Annotated in this window: 18 protein-coding genes; 7 read left to right on the top strand and 11 right to left on the bottom strand. The window is 72.0% G+C overall.

The genetic code is table 11. The annotated features are described in order from the left end of the window. Positions 1 to 38: 38 nt before the first annotated feature. Positions 39 to 2,612, bottom strand: a complete 2,574-nt coding sequence (locus tag HF999_RS11960; protein WP_246207688.1) for an ABC transporter permease — start codon at positions 2,610 to 2,612, stop codon at positions 39 to 41. Then, a complete protein-coding gene (locus HF999_RS11955) occupies positions 2,612 to 3,400 on the bottom strand; it encodes an ABC transporter ATP-binding protein (RefSeq protein WP_168546091.1) in 789 nt (262 codons plus the stop codon). Before HF999_RS11955 ends, HF999_RS11960 begins: the two co-directional genes overlap by 1 nt. 118 nt (positions 3,401 to 3,518) lie before the next feature. Between HF999_RS11955 and HF999_RS11950 the strand changes: the two genes are divergently transcribed. Together HF999_RS11950 and eccA are read left to right on the top strand one after the other, a co-directional pair. Further along, positions 3,519 to 4,013, top strand: a complete 495-nt coding sequence (locus HF999_RS11950; RefSeq protein ID WP_168546090.1) for a hypothetical protein — start codon at positions 3,519 to 3,521, stop codon at positions 4,011 to 4,013. Positions 4,014 to 4,070: 57 nt separating this feature from the next. Continuing rightward, complete coding sequence (eccA, locus tag HF999_RS11945) at positions 4,071 to 5,774, top strand: type VII secretion AAA-ATPase EccA (protein WP_168546089.1); 1,704 nt, start codon at positions 4,071 to 4,073, stop codon at positions 5,772 to 5,774. Here the strand turns inward: eccA and HF999_RS11940 are convergent. Then, positions 5,771 to 6,301 carry an FAS1-like dehydratase domain-containing protein gene (locus tag HF999_RS11940; protein ID WP_168546088.1) on the bottom strand — a complete coding sequence of 177 codons (531 nt, stop codon included), beginning with the start codon at positions 6,299 to 6,301 and terminating at the stop codon, positions 5,771 to 5,773. The two genes, eccA and HF999_RS11940, sit on opposite strands and share 4 nt — an antisense overlap. A 167-nt stretch (positions 6,302 to 6,468) precedes the next feature. On the opposite strand from HF999_RS11940, the gene HF999_RS11935 reads away from it, so the two are divergent. Beyond that, entirely contained in the window at positions 6,469 to 7,620 is a 1,152-nt protein-coding gene (locus HF999_RS11935; protein WP_246207686.1) for an FAD-dependent monooxygenase, read from the top strand. Positions 7,621 to 7,670: 50 nt separating this feature from the next. Continuing rightward, positions 7,671 to 8,672 (top strand): phosphatidylglycerol lysyltransferase domain-containing protein, encoded by a 1,002-nt coding sequence (locus HF999_RS11930; RefSeq protein WP_168546087.1) that lies wholly within the window; start codon positions 7,671 to 7,673, stop codon positions 8,670 to 8,672. 52 nt (positions 8,673 to 8,724) lie between these two features. Here the strand turns inward: HF999_RS11930 and HF999_RS11925 are convergent, their stop codons facing one another. From HF999_RS11925 to HF999_RS11900, 6 genes are all read right to left on the bottom strand, one after another. Beyond that, positions 8,725 to 10,566, bottom strand: a complete 1,842-nt coding sequence (locus HF999_RS11925) for a phosphoenolpyruvate carboxykinase (GTP) (protein WP_168546086.1) — start codon at positions 10,564 to 10,566, stop codon at positions 8,725 to 8,727. A 135-nt stretch (positions 10,567 to 10,701) separates the two neighbouring features. Further along, a complete protein-coding gene (locus tag HF999_RS11920) occupies positions 10,702 to 11,037 on the bottom strand; it encodes a DUF6802 family protein (RefSeq protein WP_168546085.1) in 336 nt (111 codons plus the stop codon). After that, positions 11,027 to 12,124, bottom strand: coding sequence for a hypothetical protein (locus tag HF999_RS11915; protein ID WP_168546084.1), 1,098 nt, complete (start codon positions 12,122 to 12,124; stop codon positions 11,027 to 11,029). Before HF999_RS11915 ends, HF999_RS11920 begins: the two co-directional genes overlap by 11 nt. Further along, positions 12,121 to 12,855, bottom strand: a complete 735-nt coding sequence (locus tag HF999_RS11910; protein ID WP_168546083.1) for a hypothetical protein — start codon at positions 12,853 to 12,855, stop codon at positions 12,121 to 12,123. The genes HF999_RS11915 and HF999_RS11910 overlap by 4 nt, the downstream gene beginning before the upstream one ends. Positions 12,856 to 12,894: 39 nt before the next feature. Then, the gene (locus HF999_RS11905; protein WP_168546082.1) at positions 12,895 to 14,475 is read right to left on the bottom strand and encodes an MFS transporter; all 1,581 of its coding nucleotides are present in this window, start codon (positions 14,473 to 14,475) and stop codon (positions 12,895 to 12,897) included. Continuing rightward, a complete protein-coding gene (locus HF999_RS11900; RefSeq protein WP_168546081.1) occupies positions 14,472 to 15,200 on the bottom strand; it encodes an LppX_LprAFG lipoprotein in 729 nt (242 codons plus the stop codon). Before HF999_RS11900 ends, HF999_RS11905 begins: the two co-directional genes overlap by 4 nt. A 37-nt stretch (positions 15,201 to 15,237) precedes the next feature. Here HF999_RS11900 and trmB point away from each other — a divergent pair, with 37 nt between their 5' ends. The 3 genes from trmB to HF999_RS11885 are packed head-to-tail and all read left to right on the top strand — an operon-like array spanning position 15,238 to position 19,697. Further along, entirely contained in the window at positions 15,238 to 16,047 is an 810-nt protein-coding gene (gene trmB / locus HF999_RS11895) for a tRNA (guanosine(46)-N7)-methyltransferase TrmB (RefSeq protein ID WP_168546080.1), read from the top strand. Continuing rightward, positions 16,044 to 16,706 (top strand): NYN domain-containing protein, encoded by a 663-nt coding sequence (locus tag HF999_RS11890; RefSeq protein ID WP_168546079.1) that lies wholly within the window; start codon positions 16,044 to 16,046, stop codon positions 16,704 to 16,706. Before trmB ends, HF999_RS11890 begins: the two co-directional genes overlap by 4 nt. A gap of 33 nt (positions 16,707 to 16,739) precedes the next feature. Next, on the top strand, positions 16,740 to 19,697 hold the full coding sequence (locus tag HF999_RS11885; RefSeq protein ID WP_168546078.1) for an MMPL family transporter: 2,958 nt from the start codon (positions 16,740 to 16,742) through the stop codon (positions 19,695 to 19,697). Between the two features lie 134 nt (positions 19,698 to 19,831). Here the strand turns inward: HF999_RS11885 and HF999_RS11880 are convergent, their stop codons facing one another. Together HF999_RS11880 and HF999_RS11875 are read right to left on the bottom strand one after the other, a co-directional pair. Next, entirely contained in the window at positions 19,832 to 20,161 is a 330-nt protein-coding gene (locus HF999_RS11880; protein ID WP_168546077.1) for a hypothetical protein, read from the bottom strand. Positions 20,162 to 20,187: 26 nt separating this feature from the next. Further along, complete coding sequence (locus HF999_RS11875; protein WP_168546076.1) at positions 20,188 to 21,360, bottom strand: fatty acid desaturase family protein; 1,173 nt, start codon at positions 21,358 to 21,360, stop codon at positions 20,188 to 20,190.

The following is a 21,360-nucleotide window of genomic DNA, read 5'->3' as shown; positions in this document are numbered from 1 at the left end:
GACACCGGCCGCGACCGATCTGTGACGGCGTTCCCGGATCACCCCTCGGCGATGGCCGCGAGCGGCGGCGTGCGGGCCGCGCGGATGGCGGGCAGGATCGCCGCCCCGACACCCACGAAGGCCGACGCCACGAGCATCACGATCACCGTCGACCAGGGCACCACGACCGAGCCGAGCCCCTGGTCGCGGAGGGCGTGCACGAGCGAGACGCCCAGCAGCACCCCGAGCACGAGCCCGAGGGCCGCCCCGAAGATCGCGATCAGCATCGACTCGAGATAGATCGACCGGCGCACCTGCGAACGGATCAGCCCGATCGCGCGGAGCATGCCGATCTCCCGGCGCCGCTCCACCACGGACAGCGCGAGGGTGTTGACGATGCCCAGGATCGCGATCACCACGGCGAGCCCGAGAAGCGCGTACAGCACGCCCATGAGCGCCGTGATCGCCTGCCCCGCCTGGTCCTTGAGATCCTGCTGGTCGTCGACGTTGACCACCAGCAGTGGCTTGACCGCCTCCCGCAGCCGGTCCTTGAGTTCACTGACGGACGTACCGCTCGCAGCGTTGACGAACACCGACTCCGGGGTCACGATCGGCGCCGAGTCCCCGCTCGCGGGTGGGTACAGGACATTCATGTCCGCGGCGGTGATCACGGGGCCGGACAGCGAGCCGCCCTTGGCCTCGTAGATCCCGGTGACGGTGAGGGTGGTCTTCGCGCCCCCGACCGCCGACATCGGCTCGACCTTCGAGCCGATCTCCCAGCCCCGCTCGCGGGCAGTCTTGTCGTCGACGACGATCCCGCCCGTCTTGAGCGTCATATCGCCCGACACCCGGGTGAGATTGAAGGCGGAGGTGACGGCACCGTCGACCGCGAGGGCGCTGAGCCGATCGCCCCCGACGCGCACGGGCACCCCGTAGACCACCGTCTTCTCGCCGATCCCCGGGACGTCCTTGATCGCGGACAGGGCGGCGGGCGGCATGCCCAGCTGCGGCGCCTGCAGCACGAGATCGGAGCGGATGCCCTGGTCCACCTGCGCGTCGATCGACTTCTGCATCGACGCTCCCAGCGTGCCGATGACGCCGACCAGCGCGACGCCTATCACCAGCGCGAAGGCGGTCGCCGTGGTGCGCTGCGGATTCCGCATCACATTGGTGCGGCCGAGGCGTCCCGCCGGGCCGAAGGGTGCGGCGACGAGCCGGCCGATGCCGCCGAGCAGCGGCGCGACCAGCGCCGGGCCGCCGATGACCACGGCGAGGATCAGGCCGAAACCGGCGATGCCGACGACGATCGCTGCGCCCGCGCCCACCTCGGTGGTCGCGACGAACAGCAGCGCCAGCGCGCACAGCACCAGCGCCGCGCCGATCGCGCCCCGCACCATGACCGACTGTGCGGAGCCGCCGTCCTGCGCCCGCATGGCGGCGACCGGCGGCACGCGGGAGGCGCGCACCGCCGGAATCGCGGCGGAGACCACTGTCACGACGGTGCCGACGACCATCACCGTGATCACCACCGTCGGACTGACGGCGAGGCCGCCGTCCGGGAAGCCCACCCCCGCGGCCGACACCCCGGCCCGCAGGACAAGCGCGAGACCGACGCCTACGGCGAGACCGAGCGCGCTGCCGACGAGGCCGACCACGAGCGCCTCGAGTACCACGGAGTCGCGCACCTGGCGGCGGCCGGCGCCGATCGCGCGGAGCAGGGCCAGCTCCTTGAGGCGCTGCGCGACGAGCATCGAGAAGGTGTTGTAGATGATGAAAACGCCCACCAACAGGCCGATCAGGCCGAACGCGACGAGGAAGTAGTTGAGGAAGCTCAGCCCCTTATTGATCGTGTCCGCGAACTGCTGGCGGACCTCCGCGCCGGTCTGGACGTTCAGCTCGGGCAGGCGCTGGGCGAGCGCGTCGCGCAGCTGCTCGGGCGTGGTGCCGGGCGCGGCACCCACCTCGATGTACGGGGCGGTGGCGCCGTCGCCGAACAGCTTCTGCGCCTCGTCCTTCGCGAACAGCGCGCCCAGGTAGCCGCCGGAGTCGGTGGAGATCGTGTAGACGCCGACGACGGTCACGTCGATCGGCCCCGGCGAGTGCGGGGCGACCACCGTGGTCTTCGAGCCCACCGGCAGCGAGAGTCGCTCGGCGGCGGACTCGTTGAGCACCATCTCGTTCGGGCCCGACGGTGCTCTGCCGGACGTGATCGTGAGGCCGTCCGGGTCCAGGTTCTCGCCCGGCGGCAGGTAGGCACCGCCGACCTGCGGCGCGCCGGTGGGCGAGACCACCTCGCCCTTGCCGTCGCGCAGGGCGATGGTGCCGGTGATCGCCGGGACCACCACCCGCACACCGGGGACCGCCTTGATCTGGTCGACGGTCGACAGGGGCACGCCCGGTCCGGCGGGGCCGAATCCGCCCTGCCCCTGAGCGTTCTTCGGGGAGACCCGCGCGTCGACGCCCACGGCGATCTTGTCGGAGATCCCGTCGAAGGCCTTCGACAGCGTGCCCGTGAACACCATCGACCCGGCGATGAAGGAGGTTCCGAGCAGCACGGAGAGCACCGTCAGGACCAGACGTCCCTTATGCGCCATGAGGTTGCGCAGCGCGACGCGCCGCATCGGATTCGCCATCAGCGGGCGACGAGCTCGTCGAGGTGGATCAGCTTCTCCGCCACGCGCTCCGCGGTGGGGCGGCGCACCTCGTCGACGATCCGGCCGTCCGCGAGGAAGACCACCCGGTCCGCGTAGCCGGCGGCACGCGGGTCGTGCGTCACGATCACCACGGTCTGGCCGAAGTCGTTCACCGCGGCCCGCAGGATCGAGAGCACCTCCGCACCGGAGCGCGAGTCGAGGTTGCCGGTGGGCTCGTCGCCGAAGATGATCTCCGGACGGCCCACCAGCGCGCGGGCGCACGCGACCCGCTGCTGCTGGCCGCCGGACAGCTCGGTGGGGCGGTGATCGAGCCGGTCCCGCAGGCCCAGCCGGTCGATCACCGTGTTCAGCCACTGCTCATCGGGCTTGCGGCCCGCGATGTCGAGCGGCAGCGTGATGTTCTCGATCGCCGTCAGCGTGGGCACGAGGTTGAAGGCCTGGAAGACGAAGCCGATCCGGTCGCGCCGCAGCTGGGTGATCTGCTTGTCGTTCAGCGAGGTCAGCTCCGTGCCGCCCACCTGCACCGAGCCGCCCGTTGCCGCGTCGAGGCCCGCGAGGCAGTGCATCAGCGTGGACTTGCCCGAGCCCGACGGGCCCATGATCGCGGTGAACTCACCGGCGAGGAAGTCGACGGTGACCCCGGCGAGGGCGTGCACCACGTTGTCGCCCTCGCCGTAGACCTTGGTCAGGTTGGCGGCCCGGGCTGCGACCCCTCCGACGGGGATGTTCGCCGTCGGGATCTCCTGGGCACCGGGGATCTGTGTCATGCCCTCGACAATGCCAGAAATGTGTGACCTGTGACATCGGGAACAACCCCCGGATCCATCCGAGGGTTCGGACCGCGCCCGCAGGCGCGGACCGCCGCCGCTCGGGGATGATGGACCGATGCGTCTCGAACCCCGCATCCTCATGCACCTGTCCGGCGTCCTCGACCTGCGTGACGGGAAGTTCTTCGGCAGCTGCTTCGGCCACCGCGTGCCCGCCGACCTGATCGCCGCCGTCACCGTCCACGGTGCCGCCACCAACCGCGCCACCGCCGGCTTCGCCTCGCCCTCCCGGGCGCAGTCCGCGATGCCCGTGGAGCTCGAGCACTGGGACGGCGTGCCGCCGGACGACGGCATCTGGGACACGGTGCTGCGCACCCAGCTCTGCGTCGACACCTCGGGTTCGGTCGAGTGGTTCTCGCCGGGCCCGGAGCACGACGGTGCCGCCCCGGACGAGGTGATCGAGTTCCCCATGGCCCGCGGCTTCTACGAGGTCGAGGCCGCGGCGCGGCACGCGGGCGAGGGTGCCGATACGTGGCGGCTGCGGTTCTGGTCCTCCGACGAGTACGGGCCCGACCTCAAGGAGATCCGCGAGATCGCGCTCCTCGCGCGCTGACCGCGGCTACCGTGGTCGGCACGGAGGATCGGGGGATCCTCCCGGTTCGGGGGGACCATGATCGGATCCGCGCCGTCGGCGCTGCAGGCACTTCACGCGTTCCGGGCGGGCGTGTCCGCGCTGGGCATCGGGGTGGGCGAGTTCGAGGCCGCCCCGCGCGACACGGCGTTGGCGCGGCGCGCCTTCGAGTCCGCGACCGCCGCCGACCCCGGGATGGCCGACGCCTGGCTCGGCCGCGCGGCCGCCGGCGAGTCCACCGCGGAGGTGCTCGCGGCCCTGCACCGCACCGCCGACGCGATCGGCACCGCGTCGCGGCGGGTCGGGCTGCCGCCGGACGCGCTGGGCACCGTCTTCAGTACCGGCCTGTACGTGGACTACCCGCTGCGCGACGCCGCCACCGCGCACGTCGCGTACGCCGCGCGGCTCCTCGCCGACGGTGCGCCGGACGAGGCCGTCGAGGTCCTCGACGCCGCACCCCGATGCCCCGTCGAGCGGTATCAGCGCGCCGTCACGGCCGCCCGGACCCGACGGTGGGCCGACGTCCTGACCGCACTCGACGGGCACGCCGGCTGGGACGACCCCGTGCTGGGCGCCGCGGCGGCCACCGTCGCCGGATCCGCCGCGGCGCAACTGGGCCGGTTCGCCGAGGCGACCAGGCTGCTCGCCGCGGCCGCCGAGGGCCCGGTACCCGGTGCCGCCGCCGCGGCCCGCTACTGCCACGCCCTGGTCCTGCGCGAGCAGGGCGAGGAGGACCGCGCCCGGGAACTGCTGGAGCGGGCGGCACCGTCGTACCCGCCCGCGGAGGCCGCGCTGCGCGACCCGGGGCACCGCCTGGTCCTGGAGCGCCCGGCCGCACCCGAGGAGGCCGCCTGCACCGCACCGGACGACGGAACCGATCTGCTCGCCGAGGCGGCGGCCGAACTGGACCGGCAGGTGGGACTGCGGGAGGTCAAGGAGCAGGTCGCGCGCCTGCGCACCACGATGCAGCTGGCCCGGGTCCGCGCCGATCGCGGGCTCTCCAGCGGCAGTCGATCGCTGCACCTCGCCTTCACCGGGCCGCCCGGCACGGGCAAGACGACGGTGGCGCGCATCGTCGCGCGGATGTACCGCGGGCTGGGGCTGCTGGCGAGCGACACCGTGATCGAGTGCTCGCGCCGCGACCTCGTCGGCCAGTACCTGGGCGCGACGGCGCAGCGGACCTCGGCGGTGATCGATTCCGCGCTCGACGGGGTCCTGTTCATCGACGAGGCCTACACGCTCGTACAGGAGGGGCTCACGGGCGGCGACGCGTTCGGACAGGAGGCCATCGACACCCTGCTCGCCCGGATGGAGAACGACCGGGACCGGCTGGTGGTGATCGTGGCGGGCTACGACGCGGAGATCGACCGGTTCCTGGCCTCGAACGAGGGCCTGGCCTCGCGGTTCGCGCGCCGCATCCGGTTCCCCGGCTACGCGCCCGACGAGCTCGCGGAGATCGGCGCGGCGCTGGCGCGCTCGCGCGATGCGGTCCTCACCGGCGACGCGGCGGCCGTCCTCGAATCCTGCTGCGCCGGCGTCGCCGACCAGTTGGACCGCCTCGGCAACGGGCGGTTCGTGCGCAACGTGATCGAGGCCGCCGAGGAGGAGCGGGAACTCCGGCTCGCCGATTCGGGGGTCGATCTGGACGGCATCGACGAGGCGACCCTCATGCGGATCGAGGCCACCGACATGGCGCGCGCCCTCGAGGGCCTCCTAGGCGCGGACGCCGGCGCGATCGGCTAGCCCGACGCCGCGACCTTCGCCGCGTACTCGTCGCTGCTGGACGGCCCGGTCCCGGTCATCATGACCTCGTCGGCCAGCCGGTCGGCGGCCTCCAGGTCGATGCCGGTCTCCCGCTGGCTGTGGACGATGAAGATCTCCGCGTCGAGCGAGGGCTCGCCGTCCGCGTAGACCATGCACTCGACCACGACCAGGTCCGTCTCGGCCTTCACGATGTGCGAGGTCAGGCGCACGCCGAGGCTGAGGACATCGCCCACGTGCAGTGGCCGCAGGTACCGGAAGGACTGGCCGGCGTGCATGATCGCCGACAGGTTGCAGCCCGGGATCACCGTGGCCACGAGCGCCGAGGCGCCCTGCAGCATCGGCGCGCCGAGCATCGTCGCGGGCACCGCGACATCGTCGGGCAGCACGCGACTGGCTGCGTACGGGACATCCCAGCTGCGGATCGCGCGCGCGAACGTGCGCACCGATTCCGCACCGATCTCATAGGCGTCGGGGAACCAGATCTCCCACTCATCGGCGAGGGCCACGTCTCTACTCCTTGAAGGCCGGCCCTCGTTTCACCGGCGGAGGGACGTTTCAGGATAGCCCGCGCCCTCGTGCTATCTCAAACCCACGACACCCCTGTGACAACACGGCATGTCACGTGGCCCACGCCTCGGTGACACCGGGCCCGGCGGCTACTAGCGTCGAGGTCATGTGGAGGACGAACTCGCTGCGCGTCGCCGTCGTCGGTGCGGGCATCGGCGGACTGGCGGTGGCCTCGGGCCTGCAGCGCGCCGGCGCCGAGGTGATCGTCCTCGAGCAGGCTGCGCGCTTCCTCCCTCGTGGATCCGGGCTGTCGCTGTTCTCGAACGGCTTCGCAGCACTGCGCTCGCTCGGCCTCGAGGAGCCCGTACGGGCCGTCGTGGCCGACGGTCCGCCGTCGATCCCGATCGGCACGATGCGCGCGGACGGGACCATGGTGGCCGCGTTCGCGCCCGCCACCGTCGCCGACCTGCGCGTGATCGACCGCACGGACCTGCACCGGGCCCTGCTCAGCGGCCTGGCTCCCGACACCGTGCGGCCCGGTATCCGCGTGGAGGGGCTCAGCTCCGCCACCCTCGACCTCGGACCGAGCGGACTCCTGGAGGACGCGCACGTCATCGTCGGCGCGGACGGCATCCGCAGCCGCGTCCGGGGCAGCCACGCGGGCGACCCGGGCGCGGCCTACTGCGGGTACGGGGCGTGGCGCGGGATGACCGACACCCCCGTCGAACTGCCCGACGGGGGCGAGACCTTCGGCCGGGGCGAACGATTCGGGTACATGCCGCTGCGCGACGGCAGGGTCTACTGGTTCGCCGTGCGGCCCTCGCAGGCCGACGACCTGCCCGAGCCCGGCGAGCTGCTCGAGCGCTACGGCGCGTGGCACGACCCGATCCCCGAGATCCTCGCCGCCACGGATGCCACCCGCATCGGATACCAGCCGATCGAGCGGCTCGCGCACCCGCTGCGCACCTACTCGCGCGGCCAGGCGACGCTGGTCGGCGACGCGGCACACGCCATGCCGCCCACCCTCGGGCAGGGCGCGAACCTGGCGCTCGAGGACGCCGCGGTGCTGGTCTCGCTGCTGCGACCGCTCGCGAGCGACCCCGATCCGCGTGAGGTACCCACGCGACTGGGCGCCTACGACAAAGCCCGGCGACCCCGTACCCAGCGCATCGCGCGGCAGGCGCATCTGCTGGGCGCCGCGGGCCAATGGGATTCCCCCGGCGTGGCTTTCGCGCGGGATCTGGGCCTGCGCCTGGCACCCGACCGCCTGCTCGACCGCGCCTTCCGCCGGCCCCAGCGCTGGTCTCCGCCGGACTGAACGAGCCCCGGCGGCGGAACGACCGGTGCACCGAGGCGCATACTGTCCGCATGTCATTCGATAGTCACAGTGTCGAATCACTGGTCGGTCGAGCGGTCGGCGACCCCCTCGCGCCCTTCGCCCTGCGGCCCGAGAAGCACCACGTGTTCGCTCCCGGCGGGGATGCCTTCGTGGCGTACGCGGTCCGGCTCGGCATGGCCGTCGCCAGCGGCGATCCCGTCGGCGTCACGGCGGAGGCCCGGGCGGCGGCGATCGACGAATTCGTGCGCCGCGCCGGGCGCCGCCCGATCGCGGTGCTGGGGGCCGGCGAGGCGTATCGCCCGCGCTGGGAGGCCCACGGCCTGCGGGCCGTGCCCATCGGACGCGACGTGGTCATCGACGCGTGCTCGTTCGACCTGGTGGGTCGACGGTTCCGCAACCTGCGCCAGGCGGTCTCGCGCACCCGCAACGCGGGGGTCACCGTCGAGATCGTGCGGGAGGGCGAGGTGACCGACCTGGACCGGCAGGCCGTCCGCCGGATGGAGGCCCTGGCCGGACACGACCCGAGCCGGGGCTTCTCGATGATCCTCGGGCGCATGCTCGACGGTGCCCGTCCCGACGGGGTGTTCGCGCTCGCCCGCAGGCCGGACGGCACCCTTTGCGCCGCGCACCGGTACCTCCCCGCCGGGCCCGAGGACCTGTCACTGGATCTGCCGCTGCGCGCCCGGGAGTCACCGAACGGCGTGGACGAGCGGCTCACGCTGGAGACGGTCGCCTGGGCGCGGGATCACGGCTACAAGCGGGTCTCGTTGGCCTTCGCGCCGTTCCCCGACCTGTTCGCGGACGAGTCGGCGTCGCTGCGGAACCACCCGCGGGTCAGGGCCGCCGCACGTGGTGCGGTGCACGCCTTCGATCCGCTGCTGCACGTGGAGCGGCTCTACCGCTACCTGCGCAAGTACCGTTCGTTCGATCAGGAACGGGTGGTCCTGCTCCGGCCGCGCCAGGTGGCACGGGTGGCCGCCGCCCTGATGCTGCTGGAGTTCGGCCGGTACGGCCGGGGCGACCGACTCTGAGTCGGCTCGTGCGCACCCCGGCCGCGCCCGCGCGGGTCGGTGGGACGGGGGATCAGCCCAGGCGCTGCTTGAGCGCGTCCAGCTCGTCCTTCAGGCCGGTGGGCAGCTTCTCACCGACGAAGCCGAACCACTCCTCGATCGAGGGCAGTTCGTTGCGCCACTCCTCGGCGTTGACGGAGAGGGCCTCGGCGACATCCGCGACCGGCGTGTCCAGACCGGTGAGGTCCAGCTCCTCCGGCGTCGCGACGATGCCGATCGGGGTCTCCTTGCCCGCGGCGTTGCCCTCGATGCGGTCGACGATCCACTTGAGCACACGGCTGTTCTCACCGAATCCGGGCCACAGGAAGCGCTTGTCCTCGCCGCGACGGAACCAGTTGACGTAGAACACCTTCGGCAGCTTGGACTCGTCCGCCTGCTTGCCGATCTCGAGCCAGTGATCGAAGTAGTCGCCCACGTTGTAGCCGAGGAAGGGCAGCATCGCCATCGGGTCGCGGCGGACGGTGCCCACCTTGCCCTCGGCGGCGGCGGTCTGCTCGGAGCCGACGGTGGCGCCCATGAACACGCCGTGCTTCCAGTCCCGGGCCTGGGTGACCAGCGGCACCGTCGTCTTGCGGCGGCCGCCGAACAGAATGGCCGAGATCGGCACGCCCTGCGGATCGTCCCACTCGGGGGCGATCGACGGGCACTGCGACATCGGGGTGGTGTAGCGCGAGTTCGGGTGCGCCGCCACGGTGACCGCACCGTCCTCGTTCTCGGCCGAGCTGGACTCCCAGTCCTGGCCCTTCCAGTCCGTGAGGTGCTGCGGGGCGGCGGACATGCCCTCCCACCAGACATCGCCACCGTCGGTCTTGGCGACATTGGTGAAGATGGTGTTGCCGGCCTCGATCGTCTTCATGGCGTTCGGGTTCGAGTCCATCGACGTGCCGGGGGCGACGCCGAAGAAGCCGAACTCGGGGTTGACCGCGTAGAGGCGGCCGTCCTCGCCGAAGCGCATCCAGGCGATGTCGTCACCGACGGTCTCGGCGCGCCAGCCCGGCAGGGTGGGCTGGATCATCGCGAGGTTGGTCTTGCCGCAGGCCGACGGGAACGCCGCGGCGACGAAGTAGACCTTGTCCTCCGGCGAGATCAGCTTGAGGATCAGCATGTGCTCGGCGAGCCAGCCCTCGTCGTGCGCCATGGCCGAGGCGATGCGCAGCGCGTAACACTTCTTGCCCAGCAGCGCGTTGCCGCCGTAACCCGATCCGTACGACCAGATCTCGCGGGTCTCCGGGAAGTGGGTGATGTACTTGGTCTCGCTGCAGGGCCACGGCACGTCGGTCTCGCCCGGCGCGAGCGGCGCGCCCACGGAGTGGATGCCCTTGACGAAGAAGCCCTCGTCACCGAGCTTGTCGAGGACCGGCTGCCCCATCCGGGTCATGATCTTCATCGAGACGACGACGTACGGGCTGTCGGTGATCTCGACGCCCAGCTTCGGATCGTCGGCGCCCAGCGGGCCCATGCAGAAGGGCACCACGTACATCGTGCGCCCCTGCATGCAGCCGCGGTAGAGATCGGTCATGGTGGCGCGCATCTCGGCGGGGCGCATCCAGTTGTTCGTGGGGCCGGCGGCCTCCTTGGTCTCCGAACAGATGAAGGTACGCGACTCCACGCGCGCCACGTCCGCCGGATCCGAGAGCGCGAGGAAGGAGTTGGGCTTGCGGTCCTCGTTCAGCTTGGTGAACGTGCCGGCCGCCACCATCTCGGAGGTGATCCGGTCCCACTCCTCGTCGGAGCCGTCGGCCCACACCACGCGATCGGGCTGCGTGAGCTCGGCGACCTCGCGCACCCACTCGATGAGCTGCACGTGCTTCGTGGGGAGTTCCCCCTCGAGACCGGGAATGGTGGCTGACGTCATATGTGTCATCTCCGAGAGTCGCATCCGAACCTTTGAACCAGTGTCACACATCGGACAAGGTCACAGAACCGAGGGTGGCGTGCTTCATCTCACAGCCCACGACCGGGTGGCACGTCGCCGGCCACCCCGCCCACCTCACCCGACGTCGCCGCGGTCCAGCAGGTGCCAGGCGCCGCCGGAGAACCGCCACGTCTCGAAGGTGCCGTCCGTCCGGACCCGGTGGTACACATCGGCCAGGCCGTCGGCATCGAGATCGGTGAACACCGCGGTGCCGGACGCGTCCGTCAGCGTGCCCGTGTCCACCAGCCCGTCACCGTCGGTGTCCAGGGCGTGCACGTCGAACCACCCCTCCTCGGTGTGCACCCACAGCCCGCCGGGCGAGGGCGCCTCGGCCGGCACGGCACCGTCGAACAGCTCGGGCCCGAACGCTCCCCCGGCCGAGGGCCCGAACAGACCGAAATCATGGTCCATATGAATTAGACGCACCGGCCCCGGGATCGGTTCCCGATCCACGCCCCGCGCCGGGGTCGGCCGTCGGACCACGGGCGATCCGCAGCGCGGCGTCGGCCTCCGCGGCCACGAGCGCCGCCCCCAGCTCCACTTCGACCCGCTGCCGGAACACCGCCGCGGCCGCATCCGCCCGATTCCGGCGCTCCGACCGCGCGGCGGTCCGGCGACGCACCCGCAGCAGCCACACCGCCGCCGCGAGCCCCACCGCGAGGCTGATCGGCAGGGCCAGCCAGCGCACGCCGCCCAGCGCCTCCAGGGGCGCGGCAACGGCCCGGCCGATCCCGAGCCCCGCGGACGCGCCCAGCACGAGGACCGCGGCGTCCTCGGGACCACGGCGGCGCGCGGGCGCGGCCGGCGGATCCGCGCGGGGCAACGACGGGGCCGCGGGCTCCGGAACCGCGGGCCAGCCCGCGAAGGTCCCGCGGTAGACGGCGCGCAGCTGCTCGCGCAAGGACCGCTCCAGCTCCACGGCCACGCCGTCGAGGCGGGCGCGGACGCCGCCGTGATCGTCGGGATCCGCGTCGCCGTCCTCGGGCCGGCGGAACCCCTCCGCCGACGCCGCGAGCAGGGTCGCCCGCAGCCGCGCCACCGTCGCGCGCAGGTACGCCGAGCGGTCCGCGCGCTCCAGGGCCGGGTTCGACGGTGCCGCCCCCGCGCGGGGCGGACGGGGCACCGGCGGCGCGGGATGCTCCAGCGCGGCCCGCAGGGCGGTGAAGCCGGTGCCCGAGTCGGGCTGGACGGCGAGCACGTCGGCACCGAGGCGGCGCGCCGAGGCGGCCGTCGTCTCCGCCGCCTCCGGGTACACCTCCGCGCCGGTCGCGACGAGCACCGTCGGCAGGCCGGCCCGCAGCCGTCCGAGCGCGGCGAGGTCGACGGCATCGGCCGGGACGCAGGCGTCGAGCACGTACACGGCCACCTCGTGCGGGTCGCGGTGCTCGCCGAGCGGGGTCAGCGCACCGTCGGCGCCGACGGCCGCCGCGTCGCCGCCCAGCCGGGCCGCCACCGCGACCGCGCCCGCCGGGTCCTGCCCGGCCACCAGGATCGTCACGACGCGCGCCCGAGCCGGTCGAGCAGGATCCGCTCGGCCGCATCGCGCCGGTCGCAGTCCGTCGCGACGACGGTGCGCAGCAGGTCCTCGAACTCGGCCTCCCGGCGCTCCTCGTGGCCGTCGAAGGCGGCGGCCAGCGGCGCGAGCAGCGCATCGACCCCGCTCAGGTCGCGCAGGCCGGCGAGGAGCTCGTCGTCGGGCATCGACGGTGACCCGCGCAGCGCGCCGATCGCGCAGGCCAGACCGTAGCCGCCGAGCCGGGAGAGCAGCCCGGCATCCGCGCCCAGCGCCTCCCGGGCCGCGACGGCGGACTCCGGGAGCGCCAGGTCGGACTCCGCGAGGCGGCGCACCGCGGGCAGGTCGACGGGGTCGACGTCGTCGAGCAGCGCCATCACCGGGATCACCGGTCCACCCAGCACCTCGCCGAGGCGCGCGGCGTAGGCGTCGGCCGCGCGCCAGGAGCCCGCCGCGTCGGCCCGCGTCCAGGCCACGACGGGCGGCGGGCCGGACGACCCCGCGGTCAGATCGTCGAGCGCGGCCCGGTCGGTGGCGCGCAGACCGCCGGCGAAGCAGTACAGGACCGCGTCCGCGGCACCGTCGGACAGCGCCACCGAGCGGGCGCGCAGGGCCGCGCCGAGCACCGTCTTACCGACCCCGTCCCGGCCCAGCACCCGGACGCACGGCGGCCCCCTGCGCACGCTCGGCACGTCCCGGCAGGCTGAATCCCCCATGAGAGCCCCCACTCCCGGCCGGCGCCCCCGCGCCGGTCCCTACCGGGAGGGTACGAGCGCGTCGTCGTCCGCGGCGGGCGAATCCCCCGATTGGTGCCCGCCGGCGACCACGAACGCCGCGCAGACCGCGCCGACCACGCAGATCCCCGCGGTCACCAGGAAGACCTCGCCGAACATGTGCGCGTAGGCCTCCTGCGTCTGCCGGGCGACCGCCCGCACCGTCTCCGTGAAGTCACCCTGCGGGACGACCGGCGGCATGGCGTTGACGACCGAGTTCAGGCGGTAGAAGCCGAAGGTGGTCAGCGCGGCGACGCCGACGAGCATGCCACTCATCCGGGCGACCACGAGCAGCGCGGAGGCGATACCCGCCTGCGAGAGCGGCACCGCGCGCAGCGCCGCCGACGACAGCGGGCCGATCACCACGCCGAGCCCGAAGCCGGCGATCGCCAGCGAGGTGTCCAGCGCGGGCAGGAAGCCCAGGTAGTGCGCCGATACGACGTCGGTGGGCCAGGTCGCGATCAGCAGGTAGCCGCCCGTGGCGACGAGCAGACCGACCACCGACACGAGGCGATCGCCCACGCGCGTCGCGAGGAATCCGCCGAGGATCGCGCCGACGGGCAGCGCCAGCAGGAAGCGGACCAGCGTGAGCACTGCGGCGACGCCGTCGCGCTGCAGCACGAGCCGCGCGTAGATCTCGACGTCGACCAGCGTGACCATGAGCGCCGCGCCCGCGCACACCGACGCGGCGCACGAGGCCAGGAAGGGCCGCACCCGCATGCCGGCGGCCGCGATCAGCTTGGTGCGGGCGAACCGCTCCCACAGGCCGAACAGCACGAAGGCCACCGCCGCGCCCAGGAGCAGCCACAGCCCGTTCGGGGGAAGGACGTGCTCGCCGTCGGGCTCGGGGTTGTAGAGGCCGATCACCGACAGACCCAGCGCGACGGCGAGCAGCAGCCCGCCGAGCACGTCGACCTTCTCCTTCGTGACGGCCCGTTTGGGCACCGTGATCTGCAGCAGCAGCATCGCGAGGAGCGCCAGCGGCACGTTGACCCAGAACACCACCCGCCAGGCGTCGTCGCGCGCCACCGCGCCGACGTGCTCGTGCACCAGCGTCACCACGCCCACGCCGACGACGGGGCCGAGGACACTGCCCAGTTCCTGCGCGGCACCGACCCAGCCGAGCACGGCGGCCCGTCGGCGCGCGGACCAGAGGTCGGCCGCCAGCGCCAGCGTCACGGGCAGCAGCGCGCCGCTCGCGACGCCCTGGACCACGCGACCCGCGAGCACCTCGGGGACGGTGTCCGCGAACGCCGTCATGATCGACCCGGCGATGAAGAGTCCGAGGCTGGCCTGCAGCACGAGCCGGCGCCCGAACCGGTCGGACAGCCGGCCGAGGAGCGGCATGGCCGCGATGTACCCCAGGAGGTACCAGGTGATGATGGGCGTGGCGAGCTGGATCTTGTTGATCGGGATCTCGACGCTGCGCATGATGTCCTCGAGCACCGAGACCACCACGTAGGTGTCCAGCGCGCCGAGGAGCACCGCCAGGCCCGCGGCCCCGATGGCCACGCCGCGCCCCCGGACCGCGCCGGCCGCCGCCGACGGGGCCGTGAGCGTCACTTGGCGGTCTTCGGGTCCAGCAGGGCGACCTTCTTGCCCCAGTCCGAGAGCGTCACGCTCAGCGTCCCGTTGTCGAAGCCGACATTGGCGCGGACGAGGTTGTTCGGCGCGGCCTCCTGGACCCAGAAGGTCAGCGGGCGGTCGCCGAGCGCGGCCTTCGGGACGATGCCCGCGAGCGCGGTGCCCGGGATGATGCCGGAGATCCGGACAGCGTCGGTGCCACCGATCTGCTCACGGCCCTCGACCTTGGGGTCGCGGACCGAGGACAGGAGCTTCGCGATGCCCTTCTCGGGGTCCAGGATGGCCGAGGCGTCGTAGATGTCGGCGGCCAGGCCCATGTCCTGGTACGCCTGCCCGGAGCCGAACTGTGCCCACAGATGCGCGTCGACCACGACGAACTTGGCCTTGACCTGGGTGCCGTTGAAGGTGACCTCGGCATCGCCCTGGCCGGAGACCTTGGGCTGGTTGGTGAGGTAGGCGGCGACGCTCTTGACGGGCAGGTTCGGCACGGAGCCGTCGACCGAGAGGTCCAGCTGCACGTCGTGCAGGGCGCGGGCGGACGCCGCCGAGGCGTCGATGACGGTCTTCGCGTCGGGCAGCGGGGCGTCGGACTGCTTCGCGTCGCTGCTCTTCGTGCACGCGGCGACGAGGCCGAGCACGGCGAGCAGGGCGACCGTCAGAGTGGCCAGACGGAGCGCCGTGTGGCGAGTGTTACGCACGATCATACGGCCAATGCTAGGTCACATCCGAGAAGCTGGGACGATGGAGAGCGTGCCCCAGTCCCAGGATCCCCGCGCCGAGCACCGTCGGCTGTACCCGCGAGTAACCAGTTTCCGTTCCCGCCGTTCCTCCCTCACCCCCGCTCAGCAGCTGGCGATGGACACCGGCTGGGACACCCTGGGCCGGGACATCCCGCCCGCCCGGCCGCTGGACGAGTCGTCGGCCGACACGCCGGACGGAGCCTTCCCGGCACCGTCGCACCCCCTGGACGCGGCGGCGTGGTTCGGGCGCGAGGCCCCGCTCGTCGTCGAGATCGGGTCGGGCACCGGCACGTCGACCTGGGCGATGGCGCAGGCCGAGCCCGACCTGGACGTGGTCGCGGTGGAGGTCTACCTGCCCGGCATCGCCCAGCTGGTGGGAGCCGTGCAACGCGCGGGCCTGACGAACGTGCGGGTAGTACGGGGCGACGGTGTCGCGATGCTCGAGGACATGGTCGCCCCGGGCTCGCTCACCGGCGTGCGCGTGTACTTCCCGGACCCGTGGCCCAAGGCCCGTCATCACAAGCGCCGGCTGCTCTCCGAGCGTATGTTCGCGCTCATCGCCGACCGCCTGCGGGTCGGAGGGATTCTGCACGTGGCCACCGATCATGCAGACTATGCGGAGGCGATTGCCGAGACCGCACCCGTGGAGCCGCTCCTGCGGCCCGTGGCACTGCCCCCGCGCCTCGCCGACGCCGGCCTGCCGATCTCCGTCGACCGCCCGGTGACCAAGTTCCAGGACAAGGCCGCGCAGGTGGGCCGCGAGATCCACGAGTTCGTCTGGGAACGCGTGGAGGAAGGAGAGGCGCCGTGACGAGTCCGACCGACGAGTCCGTGGTGACCGCCGATCCGGCCCGGCGGGTCCTGCTGGTCTGGGACGCCCCCAACCTCGACATGGGGCTCGGCTCCATCCTGGGCGGCCGGCCCACCGCGGCGCACCGCCCGCGGTTCGACGCCCTCGGCCGCTGGCTGCTGGACCTCACGGCCACGCTCGAGTCCGACACCGGCACCGCGCTCGAGCCCGAGGCCACCGTCTTCACCAACATCGCGCCCGGCACCGCCGACGTGGTCCGCCCGTGGGTCGAGGCCCTGCGGAACGTCGGCTACGCGGTGTTCGCCAAGCCGAAGGTCGACGACGACAGCGATGTCGACGACGACATGCTCGATCACATCGACGTCCGGCGGTACTCGCCCGGCCTCGGCGGGCTCGTCGTCGCCTCCGCGGACGGCCAGGCCTTCCGCGAGCCGCTCGAGGAGATAGCCGCAACCGGGGTCCCGGTCAAGGTACTCGGGTTCCGTGAGCATGCGGCGTGGGCGTTGGCGTCCCCTACTCTGGACTTCGTCGATCTCGAAGACATCACCGGGGTGTTCCGGGAGCCGTTGCCACGCGTGAGCCTCGATGCGCTGCCCGACGAGGGTGCGTGGCTGCAGCCGTTCCGCCCCCTGTCTTCGCTACTTTCGAGCCGGGCCTAGCCCTAGAACCGGCCACCGGAAAGGATTTTTCGCTTGTTCGCAGCGATAGGACGCTTCAGTTACGCGTTCCGATACACGATCATCGCGGTCCTGTTCGTGACCATCGCCACCACCGGCGTCTGGGGCTTCCTCGGGCTCGGGGCGAAGACCAAGATGAACGGTCTCTACGACGAGAACAGCGACTCGGTGGCGGCGGCACAGGTCACGGACCTGGCCAACGGTCGCGAGATGCAGCCCGACATCCTGGTGCTGATCAAGCCCGCCGAGGGCAAGAAGATCACCGACCCGGACGTCGAGAAGGCCGTCGAGCAGACCCGCCAGGACATCCTCGCGAAGTTCGCCACCGGGGACGACTCGAAGCTGAACCCGACGAACGAGAAGGAACCGCAGGCGAGCTCGCTGAGCTACACGATGTTCGCCCCCGGCGGGCCGCAGGCGAACGACGCGCTGTTCAAGAAGTTCACCCGCACCGACGCCAAGGGCGGCACGTGGGGCTTCTTCACCCTGCCCATGCGCTCGGCGGACGACACGCAGCGCGGCAAGGACTGGGTGGCCATCCAGCAGCCGCTGATGGAGATGCTGCAGTCCGACGCGAACAAGCCGATCTTCACCGCCCAGGTCGGCGGCCTGGTCCCCGTGACCTCGGAGGTCACCGAGGGCGTCCAGAAGGACCAGAAGAAGGCGGAGATCATCGCCCTGCCGCTGGTCGCGATCGTGCTGTTCTTCGTCTACGGCGGCGTCGTCGCCGCGGTGCTCCCGATGATCATCGGTGTGCTCACCATCGGTGCGGCGATGGCCGTGGCCTCGGTGATGGCCGACTTCACGGACGTCAACCTGTTCGTCGGCCCGATCATCTCCCTGATCGGCCTGGGCATCGCCCACGACTACGGCCTGTTCATGGTGTCCAGATTCAGAGAGGAACTGGACGAGGGCTACGACACACCGACCGCGGTCAAACGCACGGTGATGACGGCCGGCAGAACGGTCATCATGTCGTCGCTGCTCATCGTGGCCGCGCTCGCGTGTCTGTACATCTCACCGCTGGGCCTGCTCACCTCGATGGCCACCGGCGCGCTGCTCGGCGTGTTCATCGCCGCGCTCCTGTCGCTGACGCTGCTCCCCGCGATGCTCGCAGTGCTGGGCCCGAAGGTCTTCGCGCTGAGCTTCCACTGGTTCCTCACCATCTTCAACCGGTGGAACCTGCCGCTCATCGGCGGCGTCATCCACTGGGCGGCGGAGAAGACGGGCCGCGCGAAGACGAAGGCCAACATCGAGGCCGGCATGTGGGGCAAGGTGACCGACGCGGTCATGAAGCGCCCGAAGACCGCCATCGTCGGGGTCGTCACGCTGCTGCTCGCGATCTGCATCCCGATCGTCGGCCTCCAGTTCGGCGGCATCTCGCAGACCTACCTGCCGCCCGACAACAAGACCCGCATGGCGCAGGACCAGTTCCAGGAGCTGTTCCCGGACAACACCGGGCAGCCCGTCAAGATCGTCTTCACCAACGCCAGCGATGCGCAGATCAAGCAGGTACTCGACGAGGCGAACAAGATCCCCGGCTTCACCCGCTCGAACCCCGCGGACCCGAACTCCACCCGGTTCAGTCCCGCCGGCGAGGCGCTCTCCACCGCCAAGGGCTCCTCGGACAAGCTGGTCGTGCGCGGCCACGAGGTCACGATCCGGACCTCGAACGGCAGCATGCAGGACCCGAACGACACCGCAGCCGTCGGCGAGGCGCTGACCGCGCTGCGCGGCATCAAGATGGACGGTGCCGACGCGAGCAAGGGCATCGGGTTCCTGGTCGGCGGCATGCCGATCCTGCAGCAGGACTCGATCAACTCGATGTTGGACCTGCTGCCGGCCCTGATGCTGCTGCTGGTCCTGGTCACCACGATCGCGATGTTCCTGGCCTTCGGCTCGCTGACGCTGCCCATCAAGGCCGTGCTCATGTCGCTGCTGTCGCTGGGCTCGACGCTCGGCTTCCTGACCTGGATGTTCGTGGACGGCCACGGCGGCGACCTGTTCAACTTCACCGGCGGGCCCATGATGGCGCCCGTGCTGGTGCTGGTGATCGCGGTGGTCTTCGGCCTCAGTACCGACTACGAGGTCTTCGTGATCTCCCGCATGATCGAGGAACGCGCGGCCGGTGCCACGACCAAGCAGGCGATCCGCGCCGGCACCGCGAACACCGGCCGGATCATCACGGCGGCGGCCATCCTGCTCGCCTGCGTCGCCGCGGCGTTCGCCACCTCCGACCTGGTGATGCTCAAGTACGTGTCCTTCGGCCTGATGTTCGCGCTGCTGGTCGACGCGACCGTGGTCCGCATGGTGCTCGTCCCGGCCGTGATGAAGCTGCTCGGCGACGACTCGTGGTGGGCGCCCAACTGGATGCGCAAGATCCAGGAGGCCGTCGGCCTGGGCGAGACCTCGCTGCCCGCCGAGACCCGCGACGGCCGCCCCCTGTCGTCGGTCCGGCCCGCGACCGCTGGTCCCGGCAAGGCCGCGCCGCAGGTCGTGGCGGCGGGGGTGCCGGTCGTGGCGGGCTCCGCGTCCAGCCCGGCCGAGCACGCGATCCCGCCCGGCGCGGGCATGCCGCCGACCGACCGACCGGCACGCCCGACCCCGATGGGTCCCGGCCCGCGGCGTCCCGGACCGCCGCCCGGATTCTCCGGCCGGATCGAGCTGCCCCCGCGCCCCTCGGCGCCCACGCAGCGTCCGCCGCAGGATCCGCGCAGCTACCAGCAGCCGGTCCCGGGGCAACGCCACCGTCAGGGCCCGCCGCCCGGACCGTACGGCCCCGGTGGCCCGCGGCACAGCGGCCAGATGCCGCGACCGCAGGGCCAGCGCCCCGGCGGCCCGCCCGCGGGTGGTCCGCAGGGACAGCGCCCGCCCTATCCGCCGCGCCCGCAGGGCCCGGGTGGACCGCAGGGGCCGCGCCCGACCGACCAGCGTCCGAGCGGTCCCCCGCCCGGGCCCGACCGGGACCGCTGACGGCGCCGCGCCCCACAGCCGAGACGAGCTCCGAACCCACTGGGTTCGGAGCTCGTTGACGTTCTACGACCTGGCACCGAGGGCTCCCTGCCCACGGCGGGGATGGACCGTCGGGGTGGCGGCCCGGCGGGGAGCTACGGCGTCGAGGTCGACGAGGGCCGATCCGGCTCCTGCGGCCCGGTCTCGGGCCGCTCGGCCTCGGGCCGCCCGGTGGGCGCGGGCCGGGCCTCGTCGGCCTGCGGGGCCTCGCCCGCCTGCCGGGTCCGGCCCGCCTGCCGGGCCTCGTCGGCGGCGGCGGCCTTGGCCGCCTGCCGCATCTCGAGGGCGTCGCTCACGGCGTCGCCGATCTCCCGCGCCACGTCGGCGACGGCGGTGGTGATGATCGTCGCGATCCGGCCGACGCGGATGGCCGTCGACTCGACGGCCTCCTGTGCAGCATCCTTGCGCCGCTCGATCTTGCCCACTGCGGTCCTCCTGGTCCGGTCGACGACTAGACCGACACCATCTCACGCTCGACGGCGCGCTGCCAGCCCGCGGCGGCCAGGGCCTTCGACGCGGCGTCCTCGTGGCGGGCGCGCTCGATGGTCACGGCGAGGTCGGGCTCCTGCTTGGTCCAGCTGTTCGGCAGCGAGAGCTTGGCGATCTTCTTCCACGTCGAGCCGAGCTGGGCCCGCAGCGAGCCCGTGTTGTAGGGCAGGCCGAACTCCTCGCACGTCGCGCGGACCTCGGCGGCGATCTCCGGGTAGCGGTTCGCGGGGAGGTCGGGGAACAGGTGGTGCTCGATCTGGAAGCTCAGGTTGCCGGACAGGATGTGGAACAGGCGGCCGCCGTCGATGTTCGCCGAGCCCAGCATCTGCCGGACGTACCACTCGCCGCGGGTCTCCTCGGCCGTCTCCTCCTTGGTGAAGGTCTGCACGCCCGACGGGAAGTGCCCGCAGAAGATGATGGAGAAGGTCCACAGGTTGCGGATCAGGTTCGCGGACATGTTGCCCAGGAAGGTCAGCGGGAACAGCGGGCCGGTGAGCGCGGGGAAGATCACGTAGTCCTTGAGGACCTGCTTGCCGGCCTTCTTCCGCATCCCGGCGACGAGCTCCTTGACGTCGCCCCACTTGCGCTCGCCCTTGACGATCCGCTCGGTCTCGAGGTCGTGCAGCATCACGCCCCACTGGAAGAGCACCATGAGCGCGCTCGCGTAGGCCAGGTTGCCCAGGTAGTAAGGGTTCCACTTCTGCTCCGGCGCCATGCGCAGGATGCCGTAGCCGATGTCGCGGTCCATGTCGAGGACGTTGGTGTACGTGTGGTGCAGGTAGTTGTGGCTGTGCTTCCACTGATCGGCGGGGCACACGGTGTCCCACTCGAACTCGCGGGAGTTCAGGCCCGGCTCACGCATCCAGTCGTACTGGCCGTGCATCACGTTGTGGCCGATCTCCATGTTGTCGAGGATCTTCGACAGGCCCAGCGAGGCGACGGCGGCCGGCCAGAGCGGCGGCACGTACATCATGGCGCGGCCGGCGATCTCGAAGCCGCGCTGGGCGCGGACGATCTTGTAGATGTACTCGCGATCCTTCTCCCCCAGGTCGTTGAGGACGCGGGTCCGGATGGCGTCGAAGCGTTCGCCGATGATCTCGACCTGCTCGGCGGTGAGGGTGATCTGTTCGGTCAT

This window comes from Tsukamurella spumae, assembly GCF_012396015.1.
GTDB classification, from domain to species: domain Bacteria; phylum Actinomycetota; class Actinomycetes; order Mycobacteriales; family Mycobacteriaceae; genus Tsukamurella; species Tsukamurella spumae.
This window is presented reverse-complemented; position numbering and strand designations above follow the sequence as displayed.

Excerpts from the sequence above, each read along its gene's own strand:
- HF999_RS11930 (WP_168546087.1), top strand. The coding sequence starts at position 7,671 with ATGTCATTCGATAGTCACAGTGTCGAATCACTGGTCGGTCGAGCGGTC.
- HF999_RS11875 (WP_168546076.1), bottom strand. The coding sequence starts at position 21,360 with ATGACCGAACAGATCACCCTCACCGCCGAGCAGGTCGAGATCATCGGC.
- trmB (WP_168546080.1), top strand. The coding sequence starts at position 15,238 with ATGGAGAGCGTGCCCCAGTCCCAGGATCCCCGCGCCGAGCACCGTCGG.
- HF999_RS11955 (WP_168546091.1), bottom strand. The coding sequence starts at position 3,400 with ATGACACAGATCCCCGGTGCCCAGGAGATCCCGACGGCGAACATCCCC.
- HF999_RS11920 (WP_168546085.1), bottom strand. The coding sequence starts at position 11,037 with ATGGACCATGATTTCGGTCTGTTCGGGCCCTCGGCCGGGGGAGCGTTC.
- HF999_RS11910 (WP_168546083.1), bottom strand. The coding sequence starts at position 12,855 with ATGGGGGATTCAGCCTGCCGGGACGTGCCGAGCGTGCGCAGGGGGCCG.
- HF999_RS11935 (WP_246207686.1), top strand. The coding sequence starts at position 6,469 with ATGTGGAGGACGAACTCGCTGCGCGTCGCCGTCGTCGGTGCGGGCATC.
- HF999_RS11960 (WP_246207688.1), bottom strand. The coding sequence starts at position 2,612 with ATGGCGAATCCGATGCGGCGCGTCGCGCTGCGCAACCTCATGGCGCAT.
- HF999_RS11900 (WP_168546081.1), bottom strand. The coding sequence starts at position 15,200 with ATGATCGTGCGTAACACTCGCCACACGGCGCTCCGTCTGGCCACTCTG.
- eccA (WP_168546089.1), top strand. The coding sequence starts at position 4,071 with ATGATCGGATCCGCGCCGTCGGCGCTGCAGGCACTTCACGCGTTCCGG.
- HF999_RS11925 (WP_168546086.1), bottom strand. The coding sequence starts at position 10,566 with ATGACGTCAGCCACCATTCCCGGTCTCGAGGGGGAACTCCCCACGAAG.
- HF999_RS11950 (WP_168546090.1), top strand. The coding sequence starts at position 3,519 with ATGCGTCTCGAACCCCGCATCCTCATGCACCTGTCCGGCGTCCTCGAC.